Origin of the sequence: Rhodoblastus sp. (genome assembly GCF_052145335.1) — a bacterium.
GTDB lineage: Bacteria > Pseudomonadota > Alphaproteobacteria > Rhizobiales > Beijerinckiaceae > Rhodoblastus.
In genome coordinates this window covers 1-12393 of sequence record NZ_JBKQOU010000071.1, presented here as the reverse complement: position 1 = coordinate 12393, position 12393 = coordinate 1, and the positions used below count along the sequence as shown (strand labels likewise).

Genomic DNA, 12393 nt, shown 5'->3' with positions numbered 1-12393 from the left:
AGCGCGCCGTGGTGCGGATGGAGCCTCATATCGGCGGAATCGTCGAACGCCGCCGAGGAAGGCCAATGACCATGCCAAAAGGAAAACTGGCCGACCCGGCGCTCATCGCTCAGTCGATCCGTGACATCGCGCGCTAGCTGTGAGCGTTTTCAAGCGAAGTGGATGCCGGTTCGCGTGAAGAAAACGCGTTAAAACAAGAAACTAGCAGGCTGCTGAAAAACTCGCGGAATCGCGCTTTTCAAGCCCCGACACAGCAAATTCGCAATTCGCGCACCAGTCTAACGCACTGATTTTATTGAGTACGTGTTTTGGCATACCCAACGCTATTGGCAATTTCAGAGGGTCAAAAACTCTTTTTCAGCATCCTGCTAGAACCCCGATCCGATTCAATCGGATCGGAAAAGGCTCTAGTTCTTCGCGCAGCTGCTGATGCCGAACGGCAAATAGACCGGACAGAAGCGGAACAGCCCGGTCAGCAGCGGCACGATTCCGATCCAGCCCCAAGGGGTCTGCGGGCCGATGAAAACCAGCGCGATGAGAATGAGGCCGACGACGATGCGCGACATGCGATCGATGCCTCCGACATTGGCGGACATGAAACTCTCCTTTTTCGGCGCGGCGCGCGCCATGAAGTGAGAGCTACGCCAATTCTCGTCGAAACTCGGTGATCTAAATCACGCAAGCGAAATCGGCGAGCGCGCGTCGGTTGGCTATTGCGACACGCCCGCGTCCCAGCCGCACCAAACCGCCGCGCTGGAACAGAGCCAGCTGGCGGCTGACCACTTCGCGCGCAGCGCCAATATCCTCGGCCAGTTCCTGATGGGTGGCGACGACGGCGCCGCGTTCGCCGGCGCGGGCGATCAGCGCCGCCGCCAGCCGCGCATCGACGCGCAAAAAAGCGATGGTCTCGATCAGCCGGGTCATTTCCGACAGGCGCGCGCCGAAACGCTCGAACACGAAACGCGCGAAAGCCGGCGATTCGCGCAACAGCCGCTGGAACAGCGCCGGCGGGACGATCACCAGACGCAACTCGCTTTCCGCCACGCCTTCGGCGGTATAATCCAGTCCGCCGAGCAGGCAGAGCGTCGTCTGGATGCAGGTCTCCCCGGGAACGACGCGATAGAGCACCAACCGGCGGCCGTTCTCCGCCGTCAGCCCGACGCGGATGCGCCCGGAAAGCAACAGGACGAACCCTGAGCTATGGACGCCGGGCGCAAACAGGCGCTTTCCTTTGGCGAATTTCATTTCTTGCAAAGCGCTCAAGGCGGCGCGCGAAATGGGGTCGAGATCGGACAGGGGTGCGAAAGCGTGAAGCCAGGGCGGCTTTTGCTGGGTTCGTTCCAGCTTTTCCCGCTCGTCTTCAGCCATGGTTTTTTCCGCAGCAGTCAGCTTTTCCGCCCGTCCGGCGCGCCGCCTGCACTGGCGGGCAGGGAACATCGCCATAGGAACAATAGACGCAGCAATCCCCAGGAAATGGCTTGAGCAAGGCGGAGCAACCTTTGCACTCATAAAAGTACTGGCAGGCGTCTGTCGGCATGGTTTCAACCGCGCGATGGCCGCATTTTGGACAGGTCAGGGTAGAGGTCAGTTGCATCGGGTTCCGCTCGCCGCGAGATTGGCCGCAAGCATAGCACGGACCATCGAAACGCCGTCAAAACTTCACGGCCGCCTCCCGCCAAGCCCTTGCTCTACGCCGACGGATGCGAATAATGTCCTCGGTCGGTTCCCAAGGATATTGCGAAGGCCAAGGCGATGATCACTCGAAGAAAATTGCTCACGAAAACAGCCCTGACCGCCTCCGCGGCGCCGTTCCTCGGCCTCGCCGCCGCCCAGGCCGAGGAATCCGCCGGCCGCCCCGGCTTCTTCGCCGCCAAGGATATTGCGGAGGCCGGCTATGTCTACGGCCTGCCGATCGTGATGAACTACGCGGTTTTCTATGAAGCCTTCATCGACAAGACCTCCAGCCAATACAAGGGCCCCTTTAACGAAATTCACAGCGCCGCCAATGTGTTCACCTACAAGGACACCGCCGTCGTCACGCCCAATAGCGACACGCCTTATTCGATGCTGGGGATGGATCTGCGCGCCGAGCCCATCGTGGTCTCGGTCCCGGCGATCGAGAAGGAACGTTATTATTCGGTGCAATTGGTCGACGGCAACACCTTCAACTTCGGCTATATCGGCACCCGCGCCACCGGCCCCGAAGCCGGAAGCTACATGGTGGTCGGGCCGGAGTGGAACGGCGCCAAGCCGGAGGGAATCGGCAAGATCTTCCGCTCCACGACTCAATTCGCGCTGGCCATTTTCCGGACTCAATTGTTCAATCCCGGCGACATCGAAAATGTGAGGAAAATTCAGGCGCTTTATGCAGCGACGCCGCTTTCGGCCTTTTTGAAACATCCGGCGCCGCCCGCGCCGCCTTCCATTGATTTCCCGAAGATCGACAAAGAACTGGCGAAGAAGAATTTCTTCGAATATCTCGATTTCGCCCTGCAATTCGCGCCGGCGGCGGCGAACGAGAAGGAAATAAGGGAACAACTCGCCAGCATCGGCGTCGGTCCAGGAAAGACCTTCAATTTCAAAGACATGTCGCTCGAAAAGAAGCTCGAGACCGTCGTCGGGCTCAAGCAGGGCAAGGATAAGGTGGACGCCGCCGTCGAGGAAGCCGGGACAAAAATCAACGGCTGGAACATTGCCGCGCCCTTCGGCGACGCCGCGCATTTCAACGGCAATTGGCTTCTCCGCGCGGCGGCGGCGCAGGCAGGCATTTATGGCAATGACGCCGAAGAAGCGATGTATCCGATGACGCGCCACGCCATCACCGGCGAGCCTATCGATTGCAGCGCCAACGCCTATACCCTGACTTTCCCCGCCGGCGGCCTGCCGCCGGTCAACGCCTTCTGGTCGGTGACCCTGTATGACAGCAAGACGCAATTGCTGGTCGAGAATCCGATCGACCGCTATCTGATCAATTCGCCGATGCTGCCGGAGATGAAGAAAAACCCCGACGGCTCGCTGACGATCTATATCCAGCACGCCTCGCCGGACGCGCACAAGGAATCCAACTGGCTGCCGGCCCCCGCCGGCCCTGTCTATCTGGTGATGCGCCTATACTGGCCGAAGAAAAACCCGCCTTCGATCCTGCCCGCCGGCAAGGGCGACTGGAAGCCGCCGGGCGTCGTCCTCACGGCGCACTAGGCGGGGATGGTCGAACGCCTCACGGCCAAATGCCCGAGAAGTAACCCTGCCCCGAATCCAGAATGCTTATGTTGTTGAGAATTGTGGGGTCATTGGGCGCACGCTCGTTGGCCCTGTAAAGCAGCACCCTTGCCCGACGCCTGTCCCCGCGCAGCATGTAGGAATAGCCGTGATTGTTGAGAATCACGTAATTTGCGCCGGTAAGTTGCCTTGCGCGGCGATAGGCGCGATCGGCCAGGTCGAAGCGCCCTATTCTGTCATAGGACGCGGCGAGACCGATCCAGGCGGCGCCGTTGCGCGGATTGATCTCGACGGCCGATTGGAAATGCGCCTCCGCGAGTCCGTAATCGCCATGGAGAAAATGCGCTCTTCCAAGCCGGGTCTCTTCGTCACCCTGATAGTATCGCGGGCCATACTCAGGCTCGATATAGGGCTGCGGTTCGGCGCAAACTCTCTGGCAGCCCAACCCGACCAAGATCAGCCCCGCCAGCGTCGTCATGCGGCCGAGGCCCAAGTATCTCAATTTCATCATCATCTTCTTCTCCGCATGAAACCTTGAACACGACCCCCCGGGGCCACCGGAATCAGTGTGCTCCAACTTGTTTGAAGGCATCGATGACTTTGATGATCGGAGGCGTCAAAACAACGATCAGGATTGTTGGAAAGATGAAAAGCCCGAGAGGCAGCAGCATCTTGATCGGCAGCGCATTGGCTTTTTCCTCGGCCAAAGACATGCGCTTTTCGCGCATCTCGCCCGCGTAGACGCGCAGCGCGCTGCCCACGTCCGTGCCAAGCTCGATCGACTGTTTCATCAGCGTGCTGAACTTCTTTACATCGTCAAGGTTGGTTCGAACGCTCAGGTTGTCGAGCGCGTCCGGAATCGCTCGACCGGACCGAATTTCCCCGTTCAACAGCGCGAGATTGGTGGCGAGTTCGTAGGAGCGTCGGCCGAATTCTTCAGCGATTCTTTCCAGCGCCATGTTGAAGCTCAAACCCGCATCCACGCAAACCACAAGGAGATCCAGCAGATCCGGAAAAAGCTGGCGGTAGGAATTGACCAGATGGCGTTGCCGCCGTTTCAGGTAGGCGTCCGGCAAAATGTAACCCATCACCACCAGCAGGCTGAAAAACATCAGTTCAGCCGGGCCGCTATGAAGAAAATGGAACATCTTGTCCGCAAGATAACCCGCGAGCGGCAAGCCCAGGGTTACCAAGCTGCGCGCGATGAGATAGTTCTTCGGCGCCTGGGGGGAGAAAAAACCGCCCTGAATGAGCTCCATCTGAAGCTTCGAACGGCTCATTTTGTTGTCGAGACCGAGTAGCCGATCATCGACTTGATTAAAACTGAGACGCGTCGTTCCTGAATTGAAGCCTGGAGAGGTTTTGAAGCCCGCTGCATCCGCCGCGATCCTCAGCCGAACGCGCTGGCGACGCATGATGTACAGGCCGAGGACAGAAATCAGCAAAGTCACGGAAATGAACACCCCCGCGATGAATATTGAAAGCTGCAGATCATTGCTCATAGACAGCCCCTCAATATTTGAAGTTGACCATACGTCGCAGGATGAGGTTGCCGATAACCAGCAGGATTATGGCTACCAGCATTGCGCGCCTGAATGTCGGGTCCGTCCAGACGTCGCCATAGAAATGGGGGGTGATGAGTCGGATATAGCAGAACATGACAATCGGAATCGCCGTCAACAAAATAGCCGAGGCGCGCCCCTCCGATGACAAGGAGCGGATTTTTCGGTGCATTCGGGACCGCTCGCGCAGCAATTTGGAAAGATTCATCAGGATCTCCCCGAGGTTGCCGCCCGATTGGCTTTGGATCGTCACGGCCGTAACGAGAAACAGGAGATCGGGATCCCCAACCCGCTGCGCGAGATTCATCATCGCGATGGGAAGAGCGAGCCCATATGTCACCTCGTCGGCGGTAATGCCAAACTCAGTGCCCGCCGGATCCGGCATTTCCTTCGCGACCATCGCAAGGGAAACTGGCAAGGGATGTCCGACTTTGAGGCTTCGTACGACGATATCCAGTATCTCCGGTAATTGAAGACTGAACTTGTTGATTCGTTTGTCGCGGGACACCTTGATAAACATGTAGATGATCAGGCAACTGGCCAAGGCGCCAGCGGGCACGTTGATCAGGTTGAAGCCGAACAGGATACTGACGATGAGAACCACACTGGCGGTCAGCCCGACAAGGGCAAAGCCGAACGTTGCTTTCCCGATACGCAAGCCGGACTGAACCAGCATCGCCTGCAGCTTTGCAAATTTGTCCATGCCCTCGCCAGAGACAATTCCGCGCTCCCGGCGAAGGATATCGAGGATTTCCTCATGGTTTGAGTTGTCCTCCAGCAGCGTCAGCCGCCGGTTGATTTTCTTTGCTAATGAACGGTCTCGCGTGAAATAACGATTCAGCCCGAGCACGAACAAAGCCGTGGATGCAAAGACCAGGACGTAGATAAGCCAATCAGTCATCGTCGTTGCCTCAAAGCGGCCGAGAGCTGTCGAACACGGACGGGGGAAATTCGAAACCCATTGTTTTCAGCGCCGCCAGGAAACTTGGCCTGACTCCTGTCGCTCTGAACGAACCAAGAACCTGGCCATTCTCATCGACGCCTTCACGGGTATAGCGGTAGATTTCCTGCATCTGAATAACGTCCCCCTCCATACCCGTTACCTCCGCCACGCTGACGACACGTCTTTTGCCGTCAGGCATGCGTTGAAGTTGCAGAATGAGCTGGACGGCCGACGCGATTGTTTGTCGAATGGCCAGTTCCGACATTGCAAAGCCCGCCATTCCCACCATTTGTTCCAATCGCCGCAAGGCGTCGCGAGGCGTGTTGGCATGGATGGTGGTCATCGAGCCTTCGTGACCAGTGTTCATCGCCTGCAGCATGTCGAAGGCTTCGCCGCCGCGGCACTCGCCGACAATGACGCGGTCCGGGCGCATGCGAAGCGCATTTTTTACCAGTTCGCGCTGTCTTATTTCCCCTTTGCCCTCCGGGCTGGGGGGACGGGTTTCGAGCCGCGCGACATGAGGTTGCTGCAACTGCAATTCCGCAGCGTCTTCAATCGTCAGGAGGCGTTCCCTCGGCGAGATATAACTCGACAAAGCGTTGAGCATCGTGGTCTTGCCGCTGCCGGTTCCCCCGGAGACGATGATTGAAATACGGCCATACACCGACGCCTTCAGCAACTCGAACATTTGCGGTTTGAGGGCGCCGATATCGATCAGTCTTTCCATCGAATAAGGGCGTTTCGAGAATTTGCGGATTGACACGAGCGGACCATCGACCGCCACTGGACGCACCGCGATGTTTACGCGCGAACCGTCGGGCAGGCGGGCATCGCACATCGGTGAGGATTCATCCACCCGGCGACCGACGGTCGCCACGATTTTATTGATGATCCTGAGAAGATGAGCTTCGTCCTTGAACCGCACGGCGGTCTTTTCGAGCTGGCCGCCTCGCTCGACAAAAACGGATGAATGCGTGTTGATGAGGATATCGTTGACACTTGGGTCCTTCAGGAGCGGTTCGATTGGGCCGAGCCCGGTCATTTCATCGAGAACCTCTTCCGTGAATACCTCGAGTTCCTTTTGATTGAGCGGAATGTGCTCGTTGCGCACATAATCGCTGACATAGCCCGTGATTTGTCGAAGAAGTTCTTCGTGGGGCATCCGATCGATCAACGCAAGATTGAATTCGTCGATGATCTTTCCATGAAGCTTTACTTTAGTGTCCAGCAGCGCGCGCGTCTGCCCCGCGTCGTCACTGACGGTCTCCGCGGCCGGGCTTTCCTGAATTGCCGGCGCGGCTACCTTGACCTCCTCCGGGGAGGTTTTGCGTCGTATCGGCAGCATGAAGCGATTGGCCATTTCGGTACTCCATTTCAACGCGTAGCGTAGCGAACGACATTTTCATGCTTTTCAGACTTAAGATTTCCAATCAGGTCGGCGATCCGCTTGATGTCCCGGCAAATCGCCTTCTTTGGATTTGTTTCCACCATCGATATGCCGCTGTTCACACAATCGGAAGCGAATGAACGATCGTCGCGAACATATACGATCGTATATCTCGGAAGCGCGGCTTCGATGTCCGATCGTTTGACGAAGCCGCCGAAGAATCGCGAATCGCAATCGTTGATGAGGACCACCGTCTTTTCAGCTGGAATTTTGAGTTCGTGCAAATGCTCCAGCCGTCGCGCGATCTGCTTCACCGACGGGACCGTATAGCGGCCGGTGACGAAAACCAGGTCGGAGTTTTTGACGACATCGTCGAATGGGCCGACGAAATTGGCAGGCACGTCGAGCAGTACGACGCCATAATTGTCTTCGAGACAGTTAAGAAGCGAAAATATCGCGGCTTCATCTACTTTCGCGAGGTTGCGAAGCGGCTCTTTGCTTTCGAACAGATCGAAACCGGACGAATGCCGCGTCGCGAAAATTTCGAGCATATAGTTGTCGAGACGATCGGGATCTCGAGCTAATTCCGCGAGATCAAGCCGGGGCGCCAGGTCAAGATAATCCCCAATGGAGCTCCGGGAAAAATCGAGATTGACGACCGCCACACTCGGAGTCAGGCGGCTCTTGTTCTTGAGAGAGGCAAGAAAGACCGCAGTTTCGAAGGCCATCGTCGTATTGCCGACTCCGCCCGACGCGCCGATGAAACTGACCATCTTGTGGACGCCGGAGTCCGCCGTGGGCGGAACGCGCATTTGCACAACGCCCGTTTTCAGTCGTTGGACCGCGGAAAAAATTTCCTTGGTCGCACTCATCCAGCCGACACTGTCCGCGACGCCGGTCTGGGTCAGCGCTTTATAATTTTCCGGATTGATTTCGTCCGTCACATAGAGAAAAAAACCACGCCCCTTGGACTTGCGGATGAAATGGACGAGGGCGTGGACGCCAGGGGCCCACTTGGGGGTCGTGGGAACAATGATGAGGGAGTCCGAAGCGGACAAAAACTCGGCTTGCCCGGCAAGAGTCTCAAGCGATTGGGTCCATTTGACCGCGCAGCCGGACTTGTCGAGAAATTGCGCCAGTTGGGCGACATCTGGATTCGACTCGTCTGGATAAACGATAAAGGAGTGCATGAATTCCCGCCCTTCTAGCCGCTACTCGAAAGATCTTCGCCGCTGATCGAGGTCTTGTTCGTCGGGAAGGTATTGGTGTTAATTCTCAAGAGCCCACCAAGCAACCGGAAATCGAAGGCGAGCGCGTAAGCCGGAATACCGGTAATGGCGTTTTGGGCCCGCGTTGCGGCGTCGGACCGTACGTCCCGCTCCGCCGCAGCAGCCAAAGCGCTGGCGTCAGCCCCCATCTGGAGATGCGTCTGGAGGTCAAAATGACGCGACGCAATGAGGCTGATCAACGGGACGACGAGAATCACGACGAGTGGCAAGATTACGCCGCGCCAATCGGCGGCGGGCCGCCGACAAAAGAGCCGAAACCGAGTGAAATCATGGTTCAGGCGAAACATTTCCAGCCCCCTCTCGATTCTCGTGTCGCCGTTGCGCTTAAGCCTGCTCCTTTAACGTCGCCGAGGCTCAACGGTTCCGCCAAAGCTTGTTTTTCGACGCCGGCGAAGCCCTCCCACAAAGCGTTGGAGGAGGAATTAGCCGTCGCATAGACCCCAATCCGCTCGCGCCGCGACAGACTTGAGCTATTGGCCGCCAGGGCCGCCGCCCGGGCCGCCGCCGCCCGTGTTCACGCTGATGTTGTTGACATTTTGCGGCGCGGCGCCCCCCTGCTTGGCCCCCTCGACATAGCGGCGGTAGACGCGCGCCAGTTTGCCGCCATTAGCCGCTATTGTGGTGTTTTTTGAACCGCGCGGCCAGGGATCCGGGGCCTGTATCACCATGTTGGTGGCCACGGCGTCCCCGGCGCCCCAGGAAACTGTATCCTTGCGTTCGTAATATTGGTTGCTGCACCCCGACAGGGCGAGACCAAGAGCGGCGGCGGCGAATGCGGGAAGAATTCTCATTTCGACTCCCAGGGCCAATGCACGACATCCGCGGGGGGATTTCCAGGCGCGCCCGGCGCCAGGCCGCCAGCCAGCGTCTGCTCCTGACCGTTCCGGTTGACATAGGTCGGCGGCGTCTTGGGAATCTCGGACTTGCCGTTCAGGAAAAAGTCCACATCATTGGCGGCAACCGAATTGTCGAGCGGCGTCTTCAATTTTTGGCCAGGCGGAACTGGTTTGATCAGCCGAGGAGAGACGATGACGACCAGTTCGGTCTCGTTCTGCTGGAAAGCCTTGCTGCTGAACAGGGTTCCGAGAACCGGCATCGTGCCAAGCCAGGGAAGGGCGTCAATCTGGCGCTGCGTTTTCGATTGCAGCATGCCGGCGATGGCGAAACTCTGGCCGTCGCGCAACTCGACCGTGGTGCTGGACCGTTGCTTGATGAGGCCGGGAACGGAAACGCCGCCGGTAGTGACGCTCACTGAAGTGTCGATATCGCTGACCTCGGGCTCCATCTTGAGACTTATGACGCCGTTGGCGAGAACTGTTGGCGTGAAAACCAGTTTAACGCCGTATTCCTTGTAGGTGATGCTGACCGTGGGAAAGCCGCCGCCGCCCGACGAAGCCACCGGCACTGGAAACTCGCCGCCGGCGAGGAAATCGGCCCTTTCTCCGGAGGACGCGACGAGATTGGGCTCGGCCAACCGCCGAACGACCGATTGTTCCTCTAGCGCACTCAGCACCGCGTCCAGGCTGCCCGATTTGGAATTGATGATCGAAGTCAGGATCGTGGCGAACGGACTGGTGCCCGTCAAGCCGGTGACAGCATCGCCGATCGGGTTGCCGGTTGGCGTCACATTGTTGGGATTGCTGGTCGAGTTGTACGTTCCGACATTGCCGACGCTTTTCCCGCCGCGCCAGAAAGAATCCCAGCGCACGCCGAGATTTCTCACCGCCGACCGGTCCGCCTCGACGAACCGCACCTGCAGCATCACCTGCTGCGGCGAGGAGACGGTAAGTCCATTGACAACGCCTTTTTTGGCGATTCCAGACGCCATGATCATCGCGCGATCGACGGTCTGCGCGTCGCCCGCCTCGCCGCTCAGCACAAGCGTGCCGTTCACGTCGCTGACCCTAATATTTTTTCCGCCGGAGCCGGCGCGGACCGTTTCGCCAATCGCGGCGGCGTCGAGCTTGACCTCGACATCCACGACTCCAACCAGGCGACTTGCCTGATCGTAAAGCAGAACGTTTGTCGCGCCGACCTTCTTGCCGAGGACATAAAGCCGCCTGTCTCCCATCGGAAGAATATCGGCGACATCAGGAGCGCCCACGGTGGCGACGGCGAAAGGAACCGCTATTCTCAGATCCCTTGACTTGTTCAGGATGACGGTCACATGAGCCAGCCGCTCAATTCCAGACGAATCGGTATCCGGTCCGGCCGCCCTGGGCCCGGGTTGATATGCCGATTGGCTGACGGCGGGCGCTATCGGCGCCAGAATGGACAGTCCGGCTAATACGCTCAGCCGCAAAAACTTGCCAAAGCCTTCGCGCACCGAGCCCGCCCGGAATTCGCGAAGGGGACGAGCAGGCCACCTTTCCTCATTCCTTTTGTCCACGTCGCGGCCCCCTGAATTGCGATACCACATGAAATCGATGCCGCAATTTTGCGAGATAATGGTTAATAATTTAACAATTAGGACAGGGGCTGACCGAGCGTTTTCATTGTTTTGACGTCATTTTGCCACAACTGCTCGCCCCGCGTTGCAAAATGCAACGCGGGATCCGCAACAGTACTTACGGTAGACTATGTTTATTGCGCCTGGTGATAGACGCTGTATTCCTCGGACCGGACCCCACGGATGATCCGCACCATGGAAGTTTGAGACATGCCGGCAGGCTGGTTTTCCCCGGCGGGGCTCGCAGCCGGAGGCGTCGCCAATCTTTTAAGCTCGCTATCCATTTTAGCCTCAAGCGCGCTTAGTTTTTGTTGTAAAAGATTGGTTTTTTCTTGATCCATGCCCACGTATTCACCCTGAGCGAGGTCCAAGGTCGAGACACGACGCGCTGCTACCGGGTCGGCTCCGCCCGCCTGGCGCAAGACAAGCGACAAGGAACCGACGCCAGCGGCGAGGATGAGTTTTTGCGCCTGTTCCGTCGAAACCTCGACCGTTACCGCTTTGGCGACGGCAGGACCTTCCTGACGCTCATTGGTGAGCTGATCGACCGCCAGAACCTTCACGTTTTGCAATAGAACATCGGCAAAGGATTTCTCACCCTCGTGCCGAGTCAACACGAGATCCACCCGATCTCCGGGCAGGACAAATCCCGCGACGCCACGCACGTCGTCAACCCGCAGAGTGACCGCCCGCATTCCTGCGTCGATGAGCGCCGAAAGCGACGCCCGCTGGCCCGATCCGGTAATACGAGACACCAATATCGGTTCATTCTTCTGCACAGGGGTCAAAACGACACGACGCCCGTCCTTAAGCAAATCGGCCGCAGAAGTGAACGCGCCATCGGGAATCACTGATGACGCCCAAGGAACCTCGATAATGTTGTCAGCTGTCAAAGGGGCGCCGAATTCGAGCGCCTGCGCCGCAACGACGATTGTCGACTGAGCGGTCGCTGCGGCCGGGGCCGACCGGCTGCGGATGATCGTTCGGGCGGTCAAGGCGGCGATCACGCCGGCAAAAAGCGCCGCAATGATGATTAACACGGTCCCGATACGCATGCCCCACCCCCTCACTAACTGCACGCGGTGGCGATTTCAAAAAAACGATCCCCCCCGGTTCGTACCGGGAGGGCAGAAACCTCTCACGTGCATACGCGATCAACGCTATCACCCAAAAGTAATGGCTCAACCAGTACCCGAAGCAGCGCTAGCCAACGCAGTGGACACCTGATTAAAGATAGACTTGAGGCTGGTTCCCATCCCGGTGAGTATGCCAACCGAAAGGGCAAGAACGAGCCCCAGGAGAATAGCGTATTCAGGCAACGCCGCGCCGGCTTCGTCCGCGCAAAAATTCCGCAAATGCTCTAACATAGCTTGTTCCCCCTTTTAATACCGATATTCAACCAGAAGGCAAAAACGCGCTTCGGCCTAGAAGTTATCAAATAATCGCCGCCTTCGCCACCCTGGACTTTCCGCCCAAAGAGTTCAGCCGCTACTGGCGGCGGCGCTGGCGAGCGCAGTTGACACGTTTGTAAAGATCGTCTTGAT

Annotated in this window: 13 protein-coding genes; 1 reads left to right on the top strand and 12 read right to left on the bottom strand. The window is 58.1% G+C overall.

The window, feature by feature from the left end:
* Nucleotides 1-407: 407 nt before the first annotated feature.
* The 3 genes from ACLP2E_RS05180 to ACLP2E_RS05170 form a co-directional block, all read right to left on the bottom strand.
* Nucleotides 408-596 carry a YgaP family membrane protein gene (locus ACLP2E_RS05180; protein ID WP_442463030.1) on the bottom strand — a complete coding sequence of 63 codons (189 nt, stop codon included), beginning with the start codon at nt 594-596 and terminating at the stop codon, nt 408-410.
* A 73-nt stretch (nt 597-669) separates the two neighbouring features.
* On the bottom strand, nt 670-1368 hold the full coding sequence (locus ACLP2E_RS05175; RefSeq protein WP_442465334.1) for a Crp/Fnr family transcriptional regulator: 699 nt from the start codon (nt 1366-1368) through the stop codon (nt 670-672).
* Nucleotides 1361-1594 (bottom strand): GDCCVxC domain-containing (seleno)protein, encoded by a 234-nt coding sequence (locus ACLP2E_RS05170; RefSeq protein WP_442463032.1) that lies wholly within the window; start codon nt 1592-1594, stop codon nt 1361-1363. The genes ACLP2E_RS05175 and ACLP2E_RS05170 overlap by 8 nt, the downstream gene beginning before the upstream one ends.
* 158 nt (nt 1595-1752) lie before the next feature.
* On the opposite strand from ACLP2E_RS05170, the gene ACLP2E_RS05165 reads away from it, so the two are divergent.
* Nucleotides 1753-3198, top strand: a complete 1446-nt coding sequence (locus ACLP2E_RS05165; protein ID WP_442465333.1) for a DUF1254 domain-containing protein — start codon at nt 1753-1755, stop codon at nt 3196-3198.
* A gap of 19 nt (nt 3199-3217) precedes the next feature.
* Here the strand turns inward: ACLP2E_RS05165 and ACLP2E_RS05160 are convergent, their stop codons facing one another.
* The 9 genes from ACLP2E_RS05160 to cpaB all read right to left on the bottom strand — a co-directional run bounded on the left by ACLP2E_RS05160 (nt 3218) and on the right by cpaB (nt 11904).
* Nucleotides 3218-3727: a tetratricopeptide repeat protein gene (locus ACLP2E_RS05160; RefSeq protein WP_442465332.1), complete on the bottom strand. Its 510-nt coding sequence runs from the start codon at nt 3725-3727 to the stop codon at nt 3218-3220.
* Between the two features lie 55 nt (nt 3728-3782).
* Nucleotides 3783-4721 (bottom strand): type II secretion system F family protein, encoded by a 939-nt coding sequence (locus ACLP2E_RS05155; protein WP_442465331.1) that lies wholly within the window; start codon nt 4719-4721, stop codon nt 3783-3785.
* Nucleotides 4722-4731: 10 nt separating this feature from the next.
* Nucleotides 4732-5682: a type II secretion system F family protein gene (locus ACLP2E_RS05150; protein WP_442463036.1), complete on the bottom strand. Its 951-nt coding sequence runs from the start codon at nt 5680-5682 to the stop codon at nt 4732-4734.
* Nucleotides 5683-5692: 10 nt separating this feature from the next.
* Nucleotides 5693-7084, bottom strand: a complete 1392-nt coding sequence (locus ACLP2E_RS05145) for a CpaF family protein (RefSeq protein WP_442463037.1) — start codon at nt 7082-7084, stop codon at nt 5693-5695.
* Between the two features lie 14 nt (nt 7085-7098).
* On the bottom strand, nt 7099-8301 hold the full coding sequence (locus tag ACLP2E_RS05140) for an AAA family ATPase (RefSeq protein ID WP_442463038.1): 1203 nt from the start codon (nt 8299-8301) through the stop codon (nt 7099-7101).
* Between the two features lie 14 nt (nt 8302-8315).
* Complete coding sequence (locus ACLP2E_RS05135; protein WP_442465330.1) at nt 8316-8687, bottom strand: hypothetical protein; 372 nt, start codon at nt 8685-8687, stop codon at nt 8316-8318.
* Between the two features lie 183 nt (nt 8688-8870).
* Nucleotides 8871-9191 carry a pilus assembly protein gene (locus ACLP2E_RS05130; protein WP_442463040.1) on the bottom strand — a complete coding sequence of 107 codons (321 nt, stop codon included), beginning with the start codon at nt 9189-9191 and terminating at the stop codon, nt 8871-8873.
* Nucleotides 9188-10726, bottom strand: coding sequence for a type II and III secretion system protein family protein (locus ACLP2E_RS05125; protein ID WP_442465329.1), 1539 nt, complete (start codon nt 10724-10726; stop codon nt 9188-9190). Before ACLP2E_RS05125 ends, ACLP2E_RS05130 begins: the two co-directional genes overlap by 4 nt.
* 257 nt (nt 10727-10983) lie before the next feature.
* Nucleotides 10984-11904, bottom strand: a complete 921-nt coding sequence (gene cpaB, locus ACLP2E_RS05120) for a Flp pilus assembly protein CpaB (RefSeq protein WP_442465328.1) — start codon at nt 11902-11904, stop codon at nt 10984-10986.
* Nucleotides 11905-12393 lie beyond the last annotated feature (489 nt).

Excerpts from the sequence above, each read along its gene's own strand:
- ACLP2E_RS05180 (WP_442463030.1), bottom strand. The coding sequence starts at position 596 with ATGTCCGCCAATGTCGGAGGCATCGATCGCATGTCGCGCATCGTCGTC.
- ACLP2E_RS05175 (WP_442465334.1), bottom strand. The coding sequence starts at position 1,368 with ATGGCTGAAGACGAGCGGGAAAAGCTGGAACGAACCCAGCAAAAGCCG.
- ACLP2E_RS05170 (WP_442463032.1), bottom strand. The coding sequence starts at position 1,594 with ATGCAACTGACCTCTACCCTGACCTGTCCAAAATGCGGCCATCGCGCG.
- ACLP2E_RS05165 (WP_442465333.1), top strand. The coding sequence starts at position 1,753 with ATGATCACTCGAAGAAAATTGCTCACGAAAACAGCCCTGACCGCCTCC.
- ACLP2E_RS05160 (WP_442465332.1), bottom strand. The coding sequence starts at position 3,727 with ATGAAATTGAGATACTTGGGCCTCGGCCGCATGACGACGCTGGCGGGG.
- ACLP2E_RS05155 (WP_442465331.1), bottom strand. The coding sequence starts at position 4,721 with ATGAGCAATGATCTGCAGCTTTCAATATTCATCGCGGGGGTGTTCATT.
- ACLP2E_RS05150 (WP_442463036.1), bottom strand. The coding sequence starts at position 5,682 with ATGACTGATTGGCTTATCTACGTCCTGGTCTTTGCATCCACGGCTTTG.
- ACLP2E_RS05145 (WP_442463037.1), bottom strand. The coding sequence starts at position 7,084 with ATGGCCAATCGCTTCATGCTGCCGATACGACGCAAAACCTCCCCGGAG.
- ACLP2E_RS05140 (WP_442463038.1), bottom strand. The coding sequence starts at position 8,301 with ATGCACTCCTTTATCGTTTATCCAGACGAGTCGAATCCAGATGTCGCC.
- ACLP2E_RS05135 (WP_442465330.1), bottom strand. The coding sequence starts at position 8,687 with ATGTTTCGCCTGAACCATGATTTCACTCGGTTTCGGCTCTTTTGTCGG.
- ACLP2E_RS05130 (WP_442463040.1), bottom strand. The coding sequence starts at position 9,191 with ATGAGAATTCTTCCCGCATTCGCCGCCGCCGCTCTTGGTCTCGCCCTG.
- cpaB (WP_442465328.1), bottom strand. The coding sequence starts at position 11,904 with ATGCGTATCGGGACCGTGTTAATCATCATTGCGGCGCTTTTTGCCGGC.